The organism is Marinomonas sp. (assembly GCF_965225885.1).
GTDB lineage: Bacteria > Pseudomonadota > Gammaproteobacteria > Pseudomonadales > Marinomonadaceae > Marinomonas.
The window spans coordinates 2,648,885-2,668,745 of record NZ_OZ245329.1 but is presented as its reverse complement, the minus strand read 5'-3'; the positions used below and the strand labels follow the sequence as shown (position 1 = coordinate 2,668,745).

The following is a 19,861-nucleotide window of genomic DNA, read 5'->3' as shown; positions in this document are numbered from 1 at the left end:
CGTTAAAAATCTATTCTATCAAGCTGGATGATTAAAGAAAGACACCACTACAATGTCTTTACATTCACGTAAATGCTCATATTGCTCTCTTGTAGTGCTAAGAATAACGCAAAATGAGCAATAATGAACGTAAGATTAAGCATTTGATTTAATTAATATTTTACAACTTACTTACATACTTGTTCCCATAAATCTGGGGAAAACTTTTGCACCAATAACAGTCAGTAAATATACGGACGAATACTTCACTCTTCTGTCGAATGCACGGCAAATTCAGCTGAAAGACGACTCACTCCCAAACCACTTTGTTTAGTCAGTTTTATCTGTACAGGAATGCGTTCTTTCAGAGCGTTAATATGGCTAATAATACCGATAGTTTTGCCAGATGAATGCAAATTATCCAAGGCATCTAAGGCTGACTCCAACGTCTCGCTATCCAAAGTGCCGAAGCCTTCATCCAAGAATAACGAATCAATACTGGTTTTATGAGACACTAAATCAGACAATGCCAAGGCCAAGGCCAAACTTACTAGGAAAGATTCGCCACCCGATAAAGTCTTAGTATCTCGCGAGGCGTTAGCTTGCCAAGTATCTACCACAAGCAATGACAAAGCGTCTTCGTTACGCATTAATTGATAGCGACGATGCAAGATATCCAAATGCTGATTGGCCAAATACACCAAATGATCCAGCGTCAAACTTTGCGCAAAACGGCGGAACTTAGCCCCATCGGCTGAACCGATCAAATGATTCAAGCGCTCAAGATGAACAAACGCTTCCCGACGACCCTCCAATGCCTCTTTGGATTTGGCTACCTGATCCCTACGTTGAACTTCCTCTTGGATCTGTTGAGTAATTACGCCCCATTGACGATGTAAAGCTTGGCGTTCAGCATCAAGCTGAGCATATTTTTCATCCAGCTGCTCAAGAGAAGAATCGCCAAATGACGAAAATTCTAAACGCCTTTCATTATGTTTAAGCAAAGAATCTTCTGATTGATTAAACAATGTCTGCAACCGAGAAACAGCTTCCAGCAGTTGCTTCGAAATCGCTTGCCGTTGGCTTATTTCATCTACTGATAAACTCGCCTTCAACCAAGCCTTTTCATCTTCGAAACCTTTTTCAGTCAAGCACTTGTGCCAATGAGACAAGGCAAGCTCATGCTCTGCCGTTAACGAAACATGAGTTTTATTAAGAGCTTCCAATGTCGCATTACTAGACGCCAGCGCCTGAGCGACTTGCTGCCGCTCAGCTTCAATTTTTTCTAGCGTCTGATGAGCATCATCAACCTGCGATTGCATATCTTGGCGAAGCCCGCTAATACTCTTGTCGCCTAACAACTCATACAACTGCTTTTCGATGGCTTTTAAGCTCTCATCAAACTCAGAGACTTTCTCACGAGTGTCATCATGTAATTGCTGACTTTCTTTTAACGAGCTTTCTAAATTTTTCGTTTCGTAAACAAGCTGCTCACGCTGTTGCAACAAAGCATCGTAGCCGATTTTACTGTTTCGCCATTGTGTCATTGCTTCTTGCAACTGCGCCAAAGCCTCGGTCAAAGGCAGACCAAAGTAGCTTTCAGGAACGCCTGCTTGCTGCATTTCGTTCCGTAAATGTCCAACAGTTTGCTCTTGCTCGCCTTTTCTAGTTGTTAAATTCTGCTGATGCGTTTCTAACGCTTGCAACAACAACTGACACTGATTCTGATCTTGTGAAACTTGCTGTTGCGTCGCTTGCTGCTGAGCATTCAAGCTCTGTAATTCTGCTTCTAATGCCAAACGAGATTGTTGAAGCGCTTCTAGCTTAGGAGCGATTTCTTGCAAGGCACGCCAGTCTTGATCAATACGCTGAACCAGACTCGACACTTGTTCTTTATCAAACAGATTAAAGCTGGCATCTTGGCTATTCACATAGTGAGCTAGTGGTGCTAGCCATTCTTTCAACTCATTTTCTGTGGCGAGCAAACCTTCAATTAATTGCTGACGTCGAGTTTGACCAGAGGTTAACTCTCGCTGCAGGGATTCTAAATCCGCCGCCAACTGCATGCCTTGTCCTTTAAGACTATCCAACTCTTTGCCTAAACGAGCAAATTCTTCCTGGCTACCAGAATCCGCTTGGTACAAAGCGTTAGCGAAATCATGCTCCGCCGAACCACACAGCGGACAAGCATCATGTTCGCCCAGCTCATTACGCAACTGCGTGAGTGCGATAATATGACGCTCAGCTTCGGCTAATTTTTCTACCGACTTCTGATGGTGAAACTTATCTTTGTACGTTTGTCTTTGCTGCTCCAACTGACTTTGCTGCTGATGGATACTCGTCGCCATCGTATTCAGGTTCGCATCTAAATCTGCTAACTGAATTTGTTGCTCTCGATACTGATTGAACTGCTTCCAGAGGGATTGCGCATTATACTGAGCACGTTCATTCTGATGATAAGCTTTCTGCCAATCAGCATAATCACGGTGCGACGACAACTGCATAAAAGTATCAAGGGTGTTCTGCAAGGTTTGTTGACGCTCAAGCATGACCGCTTGACCTTGCTCTAACTTGGCTTGATTCACCTCATGTGAAGAACGAGCGACATCATAGGATTTTGTATTAGAGGCGATATTACTTTCTAGCTCGCTAATCGCTTGAGCATTCGCCGACATGCCTTGTGCTTGATGCTGCCAACTGGCCAGCTGATTTTCGATTTTCTCCGGGGACGTCCAGCGACTCAATATCGCTTTACTTTCTTCACAAGCTTTATCAATGTCGGCTTGCTTTACCGTCACCGCGTTTAATTGCGACTGCTGATTTTCAACTTTTTCTGCCGCTTGTTTTAACCGAACAGAAACATCTTGATGTTGCGCCTTCACACTTTCTTGACGAGACAAGATAGGCTGAATTTCATCATTAATCTTATTGTTCAGCGCGTCCAATTCAGCACGAGCATTCGCTAATTTCGTTTTAGCCTGTTCAACCGATTCAGTGAGAACCTGACTTTGCTTAAGCTGTGCCTGTTGCGTTTCAGTGTATTGAGCAATATCTGCTTGATTCTGATCCAAGCGAGATTTTAAACCTTGCTGCTTTTCAAAATCCGGCTGTAAAACTTGCGCGGTCAGCGCCTGCTCAAGCTGCTGCTGTTGAGGCGCAAAATCAGCAAGCGCCTGATTCGCTTCTTCTACTTGTTGCTGATACTGAGCAACTTGCTCCTGCAGCTTTTGTTCAGTGCGGCGCCATTCAAGTACATTTTGATGTGCTTTTAGCGCCTGTGCATTGGCTTTCTCGTTGGCTTCAAAACTCAATTCGGTTTGCTTTAGTTCAGCAAAAACGTCGTCAGTTAGTAATTGAGTCTGCTCATTGAAGCTTTCAAGCGCTGCAATAGATTGCTTTTCTTGCTTATGCTTATCAAACACCCACTTAGACACATCACCGTAAATCTCCGTGCCTGTTAGTTCTTCTAACAGTTCAGCACGATCATTAGCAGAAGCATTCAAGAAGGCCGAAAACCCACCTTGTGCAAGTAACATAGATTTGGTGAAACGCGAAAAATCCAAACCAGTAATTTCGGCAATCTTATCGATTTTTTCGTCAATCTTAGTAGTGATAATGGTGCCGTCGCGTTCACACAGCTCACAGGTCATCGGCTGCAACTTGCCATCGCTTTGACCTCGGGCACGACGTTGCCCCCAGAAAGCCCGATAACCTTTGCCCTTAATCTCAAATTCCACTTCCGCCAAACATTCAGACGTATGGCGCGTCATCACATCGTTCTGACTCGGTGAGACTTTCAGACGCGGTGTTTCATGGTACAAAGCCAAACAGATCGCATCCAACAAGGTCGACTTACCCGCGCCCGTTGGCCCAACAATGGCAAATACGCCAGCATCATCAAACGGTGCTTTGGTAAAATCAATTTCCCATTCGCCTTTCAGGGAGTTCAAATTCTTTAGGCGCAGTTTGCAAATTTTCATAATTGCTTCTCCTCGCCTTCTTGTTGACGCTCTTCCAGTTCCAGCAAGCAGGTATGAAACAACTCAGTCAGGGTTTTGCTCTCTTCTGCATCTAGCTCTAAATTCGATTTAAGACTCTGCTCAAACACATCACCAACAGTTAATTCCGACAAGGTTTTACGTGCTTCACAGCCTTCGTTCTTTTTCTCTACCGCACTTCTTCGCATAACACGAAGCAATTCAATCGGTTTGCCGTCAATCACTTCTAACAATCGCTTATGCACATCACTCAAATACTCATCAGCAATCACCGTCACTTCCAACCAAAGGATTTTATCCTCCGCCAATTCCAACGCCGAGATCTGTTTAATCACCGTTTTTAAATTGCCTTTCAAACTCGCCATGGACTGAAAATTAGGTATCGTCACCAATTGAACCGGATCGGTCGGCTCAGCAAATAAATCTTCAACAAAGGTATCTTCACCTAGCAAAGTGGTATCGAATATCACCACGGTTTTGTCACGTCCCAACTCGTCAAAGCTCAATGGAATCGGCGAACCGCTGTAACGGAATCGACCGCTTTTGCTAATCGGCTGAGCACGATGAATATGCCCAAGGGCAAGGTAATCAAACGCAGGAAATACAGACGTCGGCAAGGCTTCTAAGGTGCCCACATAAAGATCACGCACCGACTCACTCACTTGCCCGCCCACCGCAGTCAAATGCCCGGTACCAATAATCGGCACAGATGTTTTCAAGGCTTTATTTTTCTCACAAGCCGCGTTATAAACTCGCTGGTAAAAATCGCCGATCATCTGCAGTAAACTGAGCTTCTTATCTTGTTCTGACTGTCCAGCGACGCTTTGCATCACGTCTTTTGGACGCAAATATGGCACAGCACAAACCCAAGCAGCAACCTCGCCTTTTTTGTCTTTAAGAGGAATAACATGAGAGTCGATGTCTTCAAGATTCGCCTGGCTAGACACTTGCGTATCGAGATAAGTCAGCAAGCTCTTGGATTCATTTAGCATACTCACCGAATCGTGATTGCCCGCGACAATCACCAACTGGCATTGGAGTACCTTCATGTCCAGTACCAACTGATGGTACATTTCGCGCGCATAGCTTGGCGGCGAACCAGTATCAAACACATCGCCAGCAATAATCATCGCGTCGATAGATTCTTTATCCACCAGCGCCAATAGCCAATCGATAAAGGCTTTGTGCTCATCGCGGCGGGATTTCCCCATGAAATGCTGACCAAGATGCCAGTCAGAGGTGTGTAGAATTTTCATTTATAAAATCCGTTGAATATCAAAATATGCATAAAAATAAAAAGGCCAAGTTACCGAACAAAATGCAGCTGATTCATATGAATCCGCAAAGGACGCAGTAATAAACTCCAGTCCTTCGCAGACACGTTTTGACCGTGATAAATTAGTTGTAGAGGAGTGTTTCCAGAATTCGCCAGCGCCTCTTGAAGAAAAGCAATAAGCGCATCATCCGCCAAACTAAGCGTCAGGTCATTATTCGCAAACAGAGTGAAATGTCCGAGAAAAGTTGGCGTGTAATCTAACAAAGCTTCACGCCAATACGATTCAAATATGGCGTTATCAGGAGAGGTAATCACTACAACAGACACATCAGCAATATCCATCTCGAACAACAGCCGCCCTTTGCGCATCCCAGTCGATAACTGAACATCCAGCTTATCATCAGACGCCAGCGCCAAGGCTCGCAGCCAATCCTCATCGGAAAGATACTTTTTTTGCAGTACGACTTTTAAAGGCGCTCCGGCAAGATTCAATGCCATACATTCGTAGAAATGAGCTTGCTCATCAGATAATTTTTCAAAGGGGAAAGACACAAAAACGCGATCACCGAAGGATTCGTCACTTGGCCCTAACAGAGTTAGTTCAATAGAAGCTTCATTAAGGGATACATGACTTAGAACGGAAAAAGAAGAAGACTCAGCCGGCGTTTGCCGAGTTAAAGACATCGCCGAAGCAACCGTTGTTTGGCAGGAAAGAATCGACTCACAATTACTTGCATCATAAAGACGACACGCACCGCAAGCCCCAGCGCGACAACCGTAACGAACATCCGCACCTTGAGACAGCAACGACGACAACAAATTGTCACCCAAAACCGCCTCAAACTGCTCATCATCTAATTCTATCGTCAGCGCCTGTGAATCCATCATCCAACCTCCTCTTCGATTGGGCTATTATGACATATTCTCACGCCTCACCCTCGCCCTTTCTTAAAACGCACTCCCAAAAAAAGAAAAGGCAATGCTTGCTGGAAACATTGCCTTGGGGACCAAGGTTTAATTGAGAATGTTTGGCTATAACTCAGCGATATGCGACAAGGTTTCTGGATGACGTTGCACCAGCTTTAAAAGTGTCACAGCTTGCCCATTGGGAGCACTTCGTCCTTGTTCCCAATTTTCTAATGTACGTGAGGATGTATGGAGTAAACGGGCAAATACCCCTCGAGACATATTAAACTTCTCACGAATGCTAACAATTTCATCTGGCAAAATATTAAGTTCAGCAGCATCATCCTCAATGGTTGTGAATATAGGGTATTTGCATCCAGCAAAACTTTATCGTCCATAATGCTCCCTTACATAGAATCTGACTCTTGTTCAAAGTTAGCAATTAAACTAAAGGGTTCATCACGCGACTCCTTCGCGCCAAAAAGCTTATCTTTGAATACCATCACATCCGCCATTTTAACTCGATGATGAGTGCCAACTTTCATCGATGGAATTTGTCCAGCCAAAATATAACCGGTTACTTTTGGTCGTGACATTCCAAGGTATTTAGCTGCAATAGCCGGACTAACCATTTTATTTGGATCAATCTGTTGCACTTCAAAGTTGTCACTGTTCCCTTTTTTAGCCAATTGACCTAACGCTTGAACCAGAATATCAAGGGTCAGTTTTGGCACTTCAAATTCAGCTTTTTGGCCATTTTTTAAAAGTACATCGATTTTTAACTTATCTAGATCCGCTTGGTGCTGTGTTAGATACTTTTGTGCTTTCATTATTGCACTAACATCCGGTTCAACATTTAAAGGGGTCTTAATCATTCATAACTCCTTCCTCTTAGCATTATTGAATCAAGCCAAAGCTATGAACTATCAAACATATTAGAGGGTTATAATTTTTACCAATCACCTTGATTCTAGAGGCATTCGATAATACTGCAAATTGTGTCACTAATTTTAAACCACAGCGACACAAAACATAAATGAAATAACTGAAAAATTAACGATTTATTCAGTTATTTCATTTATCCCTGCAGATTAGAATGGCTTCTAATTTTATAACCAGAAATAAGGCGAGATTTCAGAAATGGAGAACGCTAGGTTAAAAGTAACGAGATCAACCACTTATTTATGGAAGACGTCATGCTCAAAAAATTGAAGCACTTCTAACTCACTCTGAGAAGTCCAAAGTTCAATGCTTTCATCAACAATAGCAATTATTGTTTTCTCACCAAACCTTTGGCAGTTCTTCCCAATTGGTCGTGTAGGCTGGCGACAGGTGTTCTCGTTTCATGGCCCATTGAGGCGACACGCCTTGCGAGGCGAAGAAGACGTTGCCAAGGCCGCTGTGGTTGATTTGATCCACGACGTTCATTAGGGCTTTTGAGTTGATTTTCGTATTATCTGCTCGGAGTAAATCTTGTTGGAAGTTGCCGTGCTCGTAGAAATCTGCCAGCATCACGCCAGCTTTCATATAGCGAAAGCCTTCACGCCAGAGTCGATTAAATAACACGTCGGCCACTTCTAATAAATCTCTCGTGTCGTCGGTTGGGTTGGGGAGTTCTGCAGACAGCGTCTTCGAATATTGCGGTTCGTTTGGAGTAAATGGACTGGTACGAATGAACACACTCACCACGCGGCAAAGACGTTTTTCCCCACGTAGTTTCTCGGCAGCGCGGGTTGTGTATTTGGCGATGGCTTCTCGTAGTTCACGCTTATCTGTGATTTTATGACCAAAGGACCGACTACAAATGATCTGCTGTTTAGTTGGCCTGACCAACTCCAGATCCAAACACGACACGCCATTCAACTCTCGAATGGTTCGCTCCAGCACCACAGAAAACTCACTCCGAATCGATTTAGGATCAGCATTCGCCAGATCCAACGCGGTTTGAATTCCCCTAGCCTTTAGCTTGGCCGTGGTGCGACGGCCAACACCCCACACTTCACTTACATCAACAATTGCCAATAAACGCTTTTGTCTGTCTGGGTCCATCAAATCTACCACCAAACCGGTGGCTGGGTATTTCTTCGCGGCATGATTGGCCAACTTCGCCAACGTCTTGGTTGGCGCGATGCCCACGCCTACCGTAATGCCCGTCCATTGATCGACCTTGGCTTTTACTCGTTTACCAAATGCCAGCAAATCCGTCACATGATCCACACCGGTTAAATCCATGAAAGCTTCATCAATGGAATACACTTCCAGCCGTGGCGCTTCCTCTTCTAAGATGGTCATCACTCGATTCGACATATCCGCATACAAAGCATAATTCGAGGAAAAGCAAACAATACCGTGCTTTCTTATCTCGCCCTGAACCTGAAACATCGGCACGCCCATTTTAATGCCCAGCGCCTTGACCTCTTTGGAACGCGCCACAATACAGCCATCGTTATTCGACAACACCGCTACAGGCGTGTGTTTTAAATCTGGTCTAAATAGCTTCTCGCAACTGGCGTAAAAGTTATTGCAATCGACCAAGGCAAAGACCGTCTTCATCAACCGCGCTCGTACTTACGAACCACGCCCGTGACCACGCCGAAGATCTCCAATTCAGACTCTTCCGTAATCTGGATCGCCTTATAGGCTTTATTCTTCGGACGAAGCAACACATTGGGCTTCAGCTCCAACGTCTTCACCGTCATTTCCCCATGAATGCAGGCAATGACGATATCCCCATGACGTGCGGTTAACGAACGATCTACTACCAACACATCACCCGAATAAATGCCAACATCGATCATCGAATCCCCTTGCGCACGCACATAAAACGTCGCGTTCGGATGCGCCACGCAGAACTCATTTAAGTCTAAAGATTTTTCAACAAAGTCCTGAGCAGGCGAAGGAAAACCCGCCGATACCGAATCCACATAAAGTGGGATTCGCACACTATTGGCCGCGATAAACGCCGCCGACTCAGACACACCAAGATAAGTAACACGCATGATCAACACCAAAATACTGTATGGATATACAGTATAGTTTTAAGCAGCGCGAATGACCAAGTGAATTTTTTGTAAGAGAACGGATTTCCGATTTTGCGACCAGAAAGGAGGCAGAATCTGAGAGGGGAAAAAGTAAGTTATTTCATCTAGCCACAAATGTTTTTGAATCAAAAAGACGACCTTATGATCGCCTTTTTGGTGGAAAGATTTGGTAAGTTTTTACAAGGTCTCTACGGTTTTTCTAAGTCTTCAATATCTTCTGCGATCATTGTTGCTACCCCTTCAATAAACGCATCTTCATCTGATTTATCTCTCAATGAGAAACTGGCGATCTGCAATTTCATCATCATATTTCCAAGATAATTCAAACCGCCTTTCGCTTCTTCAGTTAAAACCTTACTTCCATCTTTAACGATGATTTTATAGCTAAAGCTAGGATCACGAAGAGAGTCAGAAGGAAACGGCGTAGCGTCACCACCGAATTGTCTACGGTATGTTATTTCAACACTCAACGAGTTCTGGGTGCTATCCAAAGTGAATAAATTGTCTTCTTTTAAACGTTCTACAAGAATATCTTCGAAGATTTTTTGCATTTCTTCTTGCGTGTAATACTCAATGTCTGGCTTTACGGACTCGGTTAGCGTAAGCGAAACATTATCAAGATATAGCTGATCCGTTGTCTTAATCATCGGGCTAGAATCAATATAAACAGTACCACAACCAACCAACCCAACTACCAGCAAAGAAGCGGTAACTATTTTCAACATGACTTTATGCATTGATTATTCCTTTTATCAAATTTTCACAATAATTAAAAAAAGAAAAATAACATAAACTTACATTTGTTTATATTCAATTTAATAAGACACACATGTTAAAAGCCTTGAAACACTGATTTCTTAAGATGCTTATGTACATTAATGCACTGTGCCGGGTGGAGCTTCGATTTTTCGACCAGAAATAAGGCGGGATTTCAGGAATGGCGAACGTTAGGGTAAAGTAGCGAGATCAACTATTTATCCACGGAAAACACCATGCTCACTCAACTAACGAAATACAAGAAACTTCTATTCATTATCTGCGGCTTAATTCTATTTAGTGGAACAGTATGCAAAGGGTTAATACTTCTGGATACCGGAAAATTGTCAGGCGCTGAATTTGTCAGCCTCATAAGTGCCTTTGCAGTTATATCTCTACTGGTCTCATGCATAGATCAAGTGCAAGAGTTTTCTATTGCTGGAAACATCGTGAAACTAAAGGAAGTCAAGCAAGAAGCAGATCAAGCGATAAATGAGCTAAAACAAGCAAGAGCGACAACGTTTAAATTTTTACTAAAACTTGCTCTTAAACCTTCGGGAGGTTTTAAAAGATTAAATTCAGATGATAGACCTAAGAATTTCTGGCTTCTTTATAAGGAGATAAAGCGATTTGACCATCAGGATGAGCTGTCAGAAGAAATATATGAAGTCGTGAATGAATTAATTACTTCACAGCTAAATGTTATTTGCTTTCACACAAAAATAGAAATTGATAGAACCACCTTACCATCACCGCATGACCTTAAAATTCAAATAGATCAAAGCGCTACCTCTAATAATCAACATAAGGACCTTGAAGACGCAAGTGTTGAGTACAAGAAGCTATTTAATCTTCGAAAAACAATTCAATAGCTAGCCAACAATACTGTTGGCTAGCTATTAATACTTAACCTTCTCCGAAGTCCCGACACTTGGCGTTTTTGACGCGTTCGATGGTTTGGTCGACCCATGCGGAGTTGGTTTGCAGTCTGGCGTTTTGTTGTTGGTAGTTTCGGATGGTTTGGATCATTTTCATGATGTCGATGGCAAGTACAACAACGATGTTACCTGTTATAAGCAAACAATTCCCTCAAGTCTCGCGATCCTGTAGGTTAGAAAAGGAATTCTGTTTTATTTGTTTTAAGTAAGAGGATCTATGAGCCACGATCACAGTCATCATGTTAGTAATTACAATCGTGCGTTTGCCATTGGCATTGTTCTCAATGTCTTTTTTACAACGGTCGAGTTTATTTATGGTTTTGCGGCCGATTCACTCGCGCTGATTGCCGATGCCGGGCATAACTTAAGCGACGTGCTGAGTTTAGTGCTCGCTTGGGGCGCAAGTGTGTTGGCCAAAAAAGCCGCGACCGAAAAACGTACTTATGGTCTTCGTAAAGTGACTGTGGTGGCGTCTTTGATCAGTGCTGCCATGCTATTGGCGGCATTGGGGATTATTGCTTGGGAAGCGATAGCGCGCTTCTCTGAACCTGCGCCCGTTGCGAGTATTACCATGATGGTAGTGGCTGCCGTTGGTGTGGTGATAAATACAGCGACTGCGCTTTTATTTATGGGAGATCATCAGCACGACTTAAACATCAAAGGCGCATTCTTGCACATGGCGGCCGACGCGGCGGTGTCCTTAGGTGTGGTGATTGCTGGCGCACTCATTTGGTGGAAAGGCTGGTTGTGGGTCGATCCTGTTATCAGTCTACTGATTGTCACGGTGATTTTCATAGGCACATGGAATCTGCTAAAAGACTCCATGAACTACACGCTGGATGCTGTACCAGACAAAATTGACATGTCGGCACTAAGAAAGTACCTAGAAAACTTGCCAGACGTCGCCCGTATTCATGATCTACACGTTTGGCCATTAAGCACCACAGAAGTGGCCTTAACCGTGCATTTGGTGGTGAAAGGCAGCACACCGGAAGGTTTCCTGCATCAAATCCAACATCATCTACACGATGAGTTCTCGATAGAACATGCTACGATCCAAATAGAAAGCGAAGCAGACGAAGCGTATTGCTCGTTAGAGCGTCCGCACTGAAGTATGATTTCAAATTTATACATTGAGCCCAGTGCAAAAAGGTATATTTGATCTTATTCTTTGGCTCGCTCGTAACCCTTGCAGTTTGCCATCCCTGCATACCATTTTCGTCAGGAAAAAAATAATGAAAAACCTTTTACCCATAAATAATAGATTTGCTGCTTATGCAATGCTTGCTATCGGGATTTTGTCGATTAGTGGCTGTGCTGAAAAATCCCCCCACCCAGAAAATTTTGGCGTAGGTGCAAACCCAACCTTACCTGAACCAGAGCACGACTTGATACCGACGTTAAAAATTGCGCCGGCGATAGGATGGCCTGCCGATAAAACGCCAGTTACTGTTGAAGGCACACAGATAAAAGCGTTTGCTAAAGGGCTAGACCACCCTCGTTGGTTGTATGTTTTACCAAATGGCGATGTGCTTGTTGCCGAATCGAACGCTCCGGCCAAACCAGATGGCAACAAAGGATTGAAAGGTTGGGTGATGGGATTGGTCATGAAGCGCGTTGGAGCGGCTGTACCAAGCGCTAATCGCATCACATTACTGCGCGACAGCACTGGCGATGGTGTTGCTGATATTCAAACTGTATTTTTGCAAAATCTTAACTCCCCTTTTGGTATCGCTTTAGTGGGTAATACTTTATATGTCGCTAATTCAGATGCCATTTTAGGTTTTCCATATCATACGGGCGATAAGCAAATTACAACACCTGGAAACAAGCTAATAGATTTGCCAGCGGGCTCTATCAACCATCATTGGACGAAAAACATTATCGCCAGTGCTGATGGTACTCAGCTTTATGTCAGCGTTGGTTCTAACAGTAATGTCGGCGAAAACGGCATGGAAGCGGAAGCAAAGCGCGCGGCGATTTGGCAAGTGGATATAAACACTGGCGACTCTAGGGTCTTTGCCAGCGGTTTGCGTAACCCGAATGGAATGGCGTGGGAGCCTACAACAGGGAAATTGTGGACGGTAGTCAACGAGCGCGACGAACTGGGTAATGACCTAGTGCCAGATTATTTAACCTCGGTAATCGATGGCGGATTTTATGGCTGGCCCTACAGCTATTACGGGCAACATATTGATACCCGAATTCAACCGCAACGTCCTGATCTTGTCGCGACCGCCATTGCGCCAGATTACGCATTAGGCTCTCACGTGGCGCCACTCGGCTTAACCTCGTCTATCGGAACTAGCCTACCCTCAATGTTTAGCAATGGCATGTTTATTGGCGAACATGGTTCATGGAATCGTCGCCCACCGAGCGGCTATAAGGTTGTTTTCGTTCCCTTTGCTAATGGACAACCTTCCGCTAATCCAATCGATGTCGTGACTGGTTTTCTTAGTGAAGATGGCGATGCCTATGGTAGACCGGTTGGCGTAACCATCGATAAAACCGGCGCTTTATTAGTAGCGGATGATGTGGGTAATACAATTTGGCGAGTTAGTAAAAACTAAGACTCAATATTTATCAACACTCGAATGTCAGACAAACTTTGCTCTGACATTCGACCACAAAACAAACATCGGTATTCCTCTTGCCGCTCATTTATTTAAATTTAGAGCGAGCCGACTTAACCGCTTTGCTGAGCGAGTTCCACGCACTATCCATACCTGCTTTTAGATCCTCCCATGCATCGTCGTTGGCTTCTTTCAATTCAGTAATTTTTCGGCTGGCCGATTCTCGCATCGATTGCAGCTCCTCGATTTGTTTCGAGTACTCAATTTGCACGTCAGCTTCTGAACTGCGGGCTTTTGCTTTGAGCAAATCGATTTCTGCGCTCCACTCGTCTAATTGTGCTTGGAGTTTTTTTTGATAAGCTTCTTTCATGTTCATTGTCTGATCCCTTTTTAAAAAAACATTTAATTACTGTTTTTACGATAAATTGCTAATAACTTTCCATGGCTCCAACCAGCTTGCTTACTCGTGTCCCTGCTGTGCCTTTAACGATTTGCTCTAGTTCTTCTAACGACCCAATGGCAGCAACTTTGCCTATCTTCTCGGCAAACTGCCTTGCGGCGTTAACTTTTGGCCCCATGGAACCAGTGGCGAAGTCATAGTTGGCGAGATCAGCAGGATTAATGCTTTTAATGCCGCGCTGTTGTGGCATTGCCCAGTCCAGATACACCGCCTGAACATCGGTCGCCATGATGTATAAATCGGCATCCAGTTCCCGCGCGAGCAGTTCACTGGATAAGTCTTTATCTATGACGGCTTCGACGCCTTTTAGATGATGATCCGCGTCATACATGGTAGGAATCCCGCCACCGCCACTGGCGATAACGATGGTGTTTTTTTCTAATAACCAACGAATCGGGCGAATTTCAAAAATACGTTTTGGCAAAGGTGAAGCCACGACTCGACGCCATTTTTTGCCATCTGGTTTAATCGTCCAGTTATTGTCTTTGGCGAGTTTATTGGCTTCCGCTTCTTCGTAAACGGGGCCAATAAACTTGGTAGGATTGTTAAACGCTGGGTCTTTTGGATCGACTTCTATCATGGTTAAAAGCGTCGCCAATGGTCGTTCTGCGGGAACGAGATTGCCCATTTCTTGTTCTATCATGTAACCGATCATACCCTCAGTTTCGGCACCGAGAACATCCAGCGGATAAAGCTCATCCGGCTTATAGGCGTTGCCTTGTAATGCCAACAAGCCGACTTGCGGGCCATTTCCGTGAGTAATAATTAACTCATTATTGATGGCAATTTTTGCCAAAGCTTGCGCCGCGATTTTAATATTCTCGCGCTGGGCTTGCGCCGTTAACGGCTCGCCACGTTTCAACAAGGCGTTACCACCCAAAGCCACTACTATTCTCATATTCCAGTCCTTTTAATTAGGCGTGAACGTTAATGACCCAAAGTGGCGACAAGCATCGCTTTAATCGTATGTAAGCGATTCTCCGCTTGCTCGAACTGAATGCCCGCTTCCGATTCAAACACCTCGTCGGATACTTCCATTTCTTCAATACCGAATTTTTGGAAGATCTCTTCCCCCACGTCGGTATCGCGATTATGAAAAGCCGGTAAGCAATGCATAAATTTAGTGTTGCTGTTGCCCGTCGCCTTCATCAAGTCACTATTTACGCGGTAAGGCGTGAGCAATTTAATGCGCTCTTCCCAGACGGAATCCGGCTCGCCCATGGAAACCCACACATCCGTATGAATAAAATCACAGTCTTTCACGGCGGCGTTTACATCTTCTGTAATGGTCAGTGTCGCACCATAACGTTTTTCTAATTCGCGGGCAGGTTTTAAGAATTCGTCGCTTGGCCATAAAGATTTAGGCGCAGCAATACGCACATCCATGCCCATTAAACAGCCTGCAATCATCAATGAATGTCCCATATTGGAATGGGCATCGCCGACAAAAGCATAGCTGATTTTATTCAAAGGTTTGCCGCTGTGTTCGCGCATGGTGAGCAAATCCGCCAACATTTGTGTTGGATGAAATTCGTCGGTCAACCCGTTATAAACTGGCACGCCAGCGTATTTCGCTAACTCTTCCACGACTTCCTGACCAAAGCCACGGTATTCAATCGCATCAAACATACGACCTAGCACGCGAGCGGTGTCTTTCATGGATTCTTTCTTACCGATTTGCGAACCAGAAGGGCCCAAATAAGTGATCTGAGCACCTTGATCAAACGACGCCACTTCAAAAGCACACAAAGTACGAGTTGAGGATTTCTCAAAAATCAGACAGATGTTCTTGCCCTTCAAGCCTTGTTTTTCCATGCCTGAGTATTTCGCACGCTTTAAATCGCGGGACAAATCCAACAAAAAACTCACATCTCGCTGGCTAAAATCCAACAATTTTAAAAAACTCTTATTTCGTAAATTAAACAAAACATTTACACCTTATATCTTATTGATCAAAAAATGGTCACAACCGCTCACACGTCGAACAGCTCAAAAAAGGGTCATAACCCTTTTAATTAAACTGATAACCCAATGACGTAGCGAGCGAAGTTAAGACAAGGCAAAAGTAGACGAGAAAGCGGAGTTTATAAGTATAAATGAGCATTTCGAGTCTACTTTTAACGATGTATTAACGAGCGCAGTAGTCATATATTAATTTGATTACCATCGAACCTCCGCTAACTTTAGCAACCGTTCAGGCATTGGTGCTGTTCTGATGCTTGAGGAAATAAGTTGCTCAAGCATGTTTTCAAGATTAAAACGTCTATTGAACTTAAAACAAAACTCGCCCAGATAACGCGGTAAATGCTTAAGGTTGATCGCATGATAAGTACCGTGCATCGCATTTTTTACATTGCTAATCATTGTGTTTACCCATTGAAAATAAGGTAACTCAACACTTTCAAATCCACCTCCTGTCACGATGGTTTGATGATACACATCGGCGCTTTCTACCCCCTTAAAACAGGCCAAACCGTCTGAAATAACAAGCGATTGAGGAGTAAGGTGCTCTTTAGCCCAACAGGTTAATTCTTCTGTTTTAAACCCGGTAACAACACTAAAACGCATAGCAATAGGGTGCCCTTCTTCATTCATCGAGACGGCGGCAACAAAAGGACGCTTTCCTTTTGCTCCACGCCCTCGTATTCCTCGTCTAACTCCGCCCCAGTAAACATCATCAAGCTGAATACAACCCTTTAGAGGCGTTTCATCATCCCGCTCTTTCATGGCTTGCATCAATTTATGCTTCATACGCCAAGCGGCGTTGTAAGAAATACCAAGCTGGCGAGACAACTCTAATGCAGAAATACCATTTTTCTCTTGAGTCATAAGATAAATGGCTAAAAACCAGACTTTAAGAGGCAATTTTGAGGAGGAAAATAACGTGCCAGATGTTAGTGAACCTTGATGATGGCAGCGATTGCATTGATAGAGTTGCCTTGCTGTTAACTCACAATATTGATCACACCCACAATATTCACAGCGGTAACCAGCAGGCCATCGCATATCGAACAGTCGTTTACGGCACTGCTCTTCAGTACCAAATTTCGACATAAAAGCATGAATTGAAAGACCTTTTTGAAACTGAACCTTATTCTTTGCCATGATGATTATCTCCGTTCTGTTCTGGCTTTAAGCATAGTCTATAAGAGCGGAATTTGAGTGGTAATCAGATATATTAATAAGAAACAGAATCACGCCATATTGGACACGTCATACAATGACCGCCGCCACGACCTCGGCCTAGCTCTGCCCCACTCACGGTAATGACTTCCACGCCCGCTTTGCGAAGTAAGGTATTGGTGTAGGTATTTCTGTCATAAGCGACAACAACACCGGGCTCTAGGGCGATTACGTTGTTGCCATCGTCCCATTGCTCACGCTCTTTCTGATAATGGTCGCCACCGGTTTGCACGACGTTGAGTTTTTTGATGCCTAAGCAGTCCGCTGCGAGTTGAAACAGATGTTTCTTCTCTTTACGGAAATCAATTTGCCCAGCGTGATCACCGGGTCGCAAGGTATAACATTGGATCTCATCACAAACATCGGTAAAGGCGGTGACAACATCCCGATCACAATGACTGAACACAGTATCAAGGTGCATAGCAGATCGAGAACGCGGCATTTGGCAGGCAATCACGCGGGTTGCTGCGCCCTGCTCAAACAATCGTTTAGCAATTTGTCCAACAGCTTGGGGTGAAGTACGTTCGCCCATACCGATTAACACAGAGCCATTGCCCCACGCCATGACATCGCCGCCTTCTGCAGTGGCTGGGCCATGATCCAGATCTGGATCGCCCCACCAGATTTTGAAATCACCATTGTTAAAGGCTGGCGCAAATTCAGGATGAAAACGATACACCGCCGTGACCAACAAGGTTTCTGGTCGACGTGCTGGCCAAAACATTGGATTGACTGTGACGCCGTTATAGATCCAACTGCTGTTATCACGCGGAAACTGAGTATTAGGCAGTGGAGGAATAACAAAACCATCACCACCGAGATAATTACCAAACATGCCATGAGGCTTAAAAGGCAATTCGTGAACGGAAATCCCGCCAATCAGATAAATAGCTAGTTGCTCAGCCGACATATCATCAAGCCAGCTACGCAGCTCATTTAGCATGCCAACGCCCACTTGATTTTCGTTAATACGGCGATCAAGAATCCAATTTCGAGCGCCTTTATCGCGCACGGTTTCTTCTAATAATTGACCAAACTCCAACACTTTAATGCCACGACTTTCCATTTTCATGCAAAAGTCCATGTGGTCGGTACGTGCTTGTTGAACCCATAACACATCGTCATACAACAACTCTGCGGCATTACTGGGAGTGAGACGAGAATGAGCAAGACCTGGACGGCAAACGATGACTTTACGCAGTTTGCCGACTTCGGAGTGAACACCAAATTCGATCATAGCTTTTCCTTAAAGTGAGAAAATCCTGTTGATAAGAGATATCGAGAACTGAATTACTTACTTGATTAACCGCTTAGCCGATTAAGGCGATAACGCTGAGAGAGCCCATAATGATGAGGCAAAGAATCAACAGCAGAGGCCAAATGAAGCGCAGCCATCTTTCGTAAGGTACTTTGGCGATAGCAAGCCCGCCCATCACCACGGCAAAAGTAGGATTAAACAAATTCACCAAGCCATTAGCAGACTGATACGCCGTCACGACTAATTCCCGACCCACACCAGAGAAATCCGCCAGTGGTGCCATGATTGGCATGGTTAATACCGCCAAACCAGACGAGGAAGGAACAAAGAACGACATCAATACTTCAATGCCAAACATCACATTGATAAACAGCACATTCGACAAACCGCTTAGGCTTTCTTCGCCCAAATGCAAGATGGTATCTGTCATGTGACCTGCGTCCATGATGACCACAATGCCACGAGCAATACCAATGATGATGGCGACACCCAATAGATCTCGCGCGCCATTAATAAAGACTTCGGTGAAGGTTTTTTCGCCCATCCAAGTGACAAAACCAATCAACACAGACGAAGCAATAAAGAGCGCGCCCATTTTTGCCATCCACCAGCCTTGGCTTGATACACCCCAAATCATCACCGCAAAGGTTAAGGCGAAAATCACCAAGACCAACTTCTGATTCAGCGTCAGCATGGTCTGCCCATCAGCATTGGCTTTTTGACCAAATTGCGCTTCGATGTCCGCTTTATGATCGGAAACGATAGACAGTTCTGGGTTTTGTTTGATTTTTGCCGCGTAGCGCATCACATACACCACGCAGGCCGACCAGCCAGTTAACAAGATAAAGAAACGTAAAAACATACCTTGCGTGAATGGAATATCAGCCGCATTAGCGGCGATCACCGTAGCAAACGGATTAATGGTGGAACCAAGCGTTCCGATGCCCGCGCCCAACAAAATAATGCCCACCACCACGACCGAGTCGTAACCGGCAGCTATCATCACCGGAATCAACAAGGCGTAAAACGCCAGCGATTCTTCCGCCATACCATAAGTGCTACCACCAATCGCAAACAGCGCCATCAGAATCGGAATCATCCATTTTTCATGACCTTTCAGCTTCACCATTGCGCGGGAAATGCCCGTATCAATCGCACCGGTTTTGGTGACAACACCTAAAAATCCGCCAATAATTAATACGAACAAAGCCACATCAATGGCGGCGGCTTCGTAACTGTCTGGATTATAAAAACCGGCAATCGGCGCAAGGAAAACTTCCACCACACCTTGTGGGTTAGAATCCACTTGCTGATAGGTACCCGGCACAGGCACTTCTTTGCCTAGCGCTACATTTTCAACGCGTTCGTATTGACCAGCGGGCACCACCCAAGTACCTACTGCTACCAAAGCGATTAGCAAAAACAGAATGGTATAAGCGGTTGGAAATTTAAATGCCATTATTAATACCCTGTGAAAAACAGGCGATTTTCAA

General features: G+C 44.4%; 18 protein-coding genes. 3 read left to right on the top strand and 15 right to left on the bottom strand.

What is annotated here, in order from left to right; genetic code table 11:
* Positions 1–245: 245 nt before the first annotated feature.
* The 8 genes from ACO05V_RS12730 to ACO05V_RS12695 all read right to left on the bottom strand — a co-directional run bounded on the left by ACO05V_RS12730 (position 246) and on the right by ACO05V_RS12695 (position 9,937).
* Positions 246–3,959 (bottom strand): AAA family ATPase, encoded by a 3,714-nt coding sequence (locus tag ACO05V_RS12730; protein WP_421851873.1) that lies wholly within the window; start codon positions 3,957–3,959, stop codon positions 246–248.
* Positions 3,956–5,233, bottom strand: coding sequence for an exonuclease subunit SbcD (sbcD, locus tag ACO05V_RS12725; RefSeq protein ID WP_421851870.1), 1,278 nt, complete (start codon positions 5,231–5,233; stop codon positions 3,956–3,958). The genes ACO05V_RS12730 and sbcD overlap by 4 nt, the downstream gene beginning before the upstream one ends.
* Before the next feature lie 50 nt (positions 5,234–5,283).
* Entirely contained in the window at positions 5,284–6,141 is an 858-nt protein-coding gene (locus ACO05V_RS12720; protein ID WP_421851867.1) for a 2Fe-2S iron-sulfur cluster-binding protein, read from the bottom strand.
* A gap of 144 nt (positions 6,142–6,285) precedes the next feature.
* On the bottom strand, positions 6,286–6,480 hold the full coding sequence (locus ACO05V_RS12715) for a helix-turn-helix domain-containing protein (RefSeq protein ID WP_421851864.1): 195 nt from the start codon (positions 6,478–6,480) through the stop codon (positions 6,286–6,288).
* 86 nt (positions 6,481–6,566) lie between these two features.
* The gene (locus ACO05V_RS12710) at positions 6,567–7,034 is read right to left on the bottom strand and encodes a helix-turn-helix domain-containing protein (protein WP_421851861.1); all 468 of its coding nucleotides are present in this window, start codon (positions 7,032–7,034) and stop codon (positions 6,567–6,569) included.
* Between the two features lie 406 nt (positions 7,035–7,440).
* On the bottom strand, positions 7,441–8,712 hold the full coding sequence (gene umuC / locus ACO05V_RS12705) for a translesion error-prone DNA polymerase V subunit UmuC (RefSeq protein ID WP_421851858.1): 1,272 nt from the start codon (positions 8,710–8,712) through the stop codon (positions 7,441–7,443).
* Positions 8,712–9,158, bottom strand: coding sequence for a translesion error-prone DNA polymerase V autoproteolytic subunit (gene umuD, locus ACO05V_RS12700; protein WP_219702477.1), 447 nt, complete (start codon positions 9,156–9,158; stop codon positions 8,712–8,714). Before umuD ends, umuC begins: the two co-directional genes overlap by 1 nt.
* 230 nt (positions 9,159–9,388) lie before the next feature.
* A complete protein-coding gene (locus tag ACO05V_RS12695) occupies positions 9,389–9,937 on the bottom strand; it encodes a hypothetical protein (RefSeq protein WP_421851854.1) in 549 nt (182 codons plus the stop codon).
* A 255-nt stretch (positions 9,938–10,192) separates the two neighbouring features.
* On the opposite strand from ACO05V_RS12695, the gene ACO05V_RS12690 reads away from it, so the two are divergent.
* On the top strand, positions 10,193–10,828 hold the full coding sequence (locus ACO05V_RS12690) for a hypothetical protein (RefSeq protein WP_421851851.1): 636 nt from the start codon (positions 10,193–10,195) through the stop codon (positions 10,826–10,828).
* Between the two features lie 34 nt (positions 10,829–10,862).
* Here the strand turns inward: ACO05V_RS12690 and ACO05V_RS12685 are convergent, their stop codons facing one another.
* On the bottom strand, positions 10,863–11,036 hold the full coding sequence (locus ACO05V_RS12685; protein WP_421851848.1) for a hypothetical protein: 174 nt from the start codon (positions 11,034–11,036) through the stop codon (positions 10,863–10,865).
* A gap of 75 nt (positions 11,037–11,111) precedes the next feature.
* Between ACO05V_RS12685 and ACO05V_RS12680 the strand changes: the two genes are divergently transcribed.
* Together ACO05V_RS12680 and ACO05V_RS12675 are read left to right on the top strand one after the other, a co-directional pair.
* On the top strand, positions 11,112–12,005 hold the full coding sequence (locus ACO05V_RS12680) for a cation diffusion facilitator family transporter (protein ID WP_421851845.1): 894 nt from the start codon (positions 11,112–11,114) through the stop codon (positions 12,003–12,005).
* Positions 12,006–12,129: 124 nt separating this feature from the next.
* On the top strand, positions 12,130–13,464 hold the full coding sequence (locus tag ACO05V_RS12675) for a PQQ-dependent sugar dehydrogenase (protein ID WP_421851842.1): 1,335 nt from the start codon (positions 12,130–12,132) through the stop codon (positions 13,462–13,464).
* Positions 13,465–13,555: 91 nt separating this feature from the next.
* Here the strand turns inward: ACO05V_RS12675 and ACO05V_RS12670 are convergent, their stop codons facing one another.
* The 6 genes from ACO05V_RS12670 to ACO05V_RS12645 all read right to left on the bottom strand — a co-directional run bounded on the left by ACO05V_RS12670 (position 13,556) and on the right by ACO05V_RS12645 (position 19,827).
* Complete coding sequence (locus tag ACO05V_RS12670; RefSeq protein ID WP_421851839.1) at positions 13,556–13,843, bottom strand: coiled coil domain-containing protein; 288 nt, start codon at positions 13,841–13,843, stop codon at positions 13,556–13,558.
* 52 nt (positions 13,844–13,895) lie between these two features.
* On the bottom strand, positions 13,896–14,825 hold the full coding sequence (gene arcC, locus ACO05V_RS12665; protein WP_421851836.1) for a carbamate kinase: 930 nt from the start codon (positions 14,823–14,825) through the stop codon (positions 13,896–13,898).
* Between the two features lie 29 nt (positions 14,826–14,854).
* Entirely contained in the window at positions 14,855–15,853 is a 999-nt protein-coding gene (gene argF, locus ACO05V_RS12660) for an ornithine carbamoyltransferase (protein ID WP_421851833.1), read from the bottom strand.
* A gap of 234 nt (positions 15,854–16,087) precedes the next feature.
* Positions 16,088–17,032 carry an IS1595 family transposase gene (locus tag ACO05V_RS12655; protein ID WP_421848107.1) on the bottom strand — a complete coding sequence of 315 codons (945 nt, stop codon included), beginning with the start codon at positions 17,030–17,032 and terminating at the stop codon, positions 16,088–16,090.
* A 73-nt stretch (positions 17,033–17,105) separates the two neighbouring features.
* Positions 17,106–18,347, bottom strand: a complete 1,242-nt coding sequence (locus ACO05V_RS12650; RefSeq protein ID WP_421851830.1) for an arginine deiminase — start codon at positions 18,345–18,347, stop codon at positions 17,106–17,108.
* A gap of 73 nt (positions 18,348–18,420) precedes the next feature.
* Positions 18,421–19,827, bottom strand: coding sequence for a YfcC family protein (locus ACO05V_RS12645; protein WP_421851827.1), 1,407 nt, complete (start codon positions 19,825–19,827; stop codon positions 18,421–18,423).
* Between the last annotated feature and the right edge of the window lie 34 nt (positions 19,828–19,861).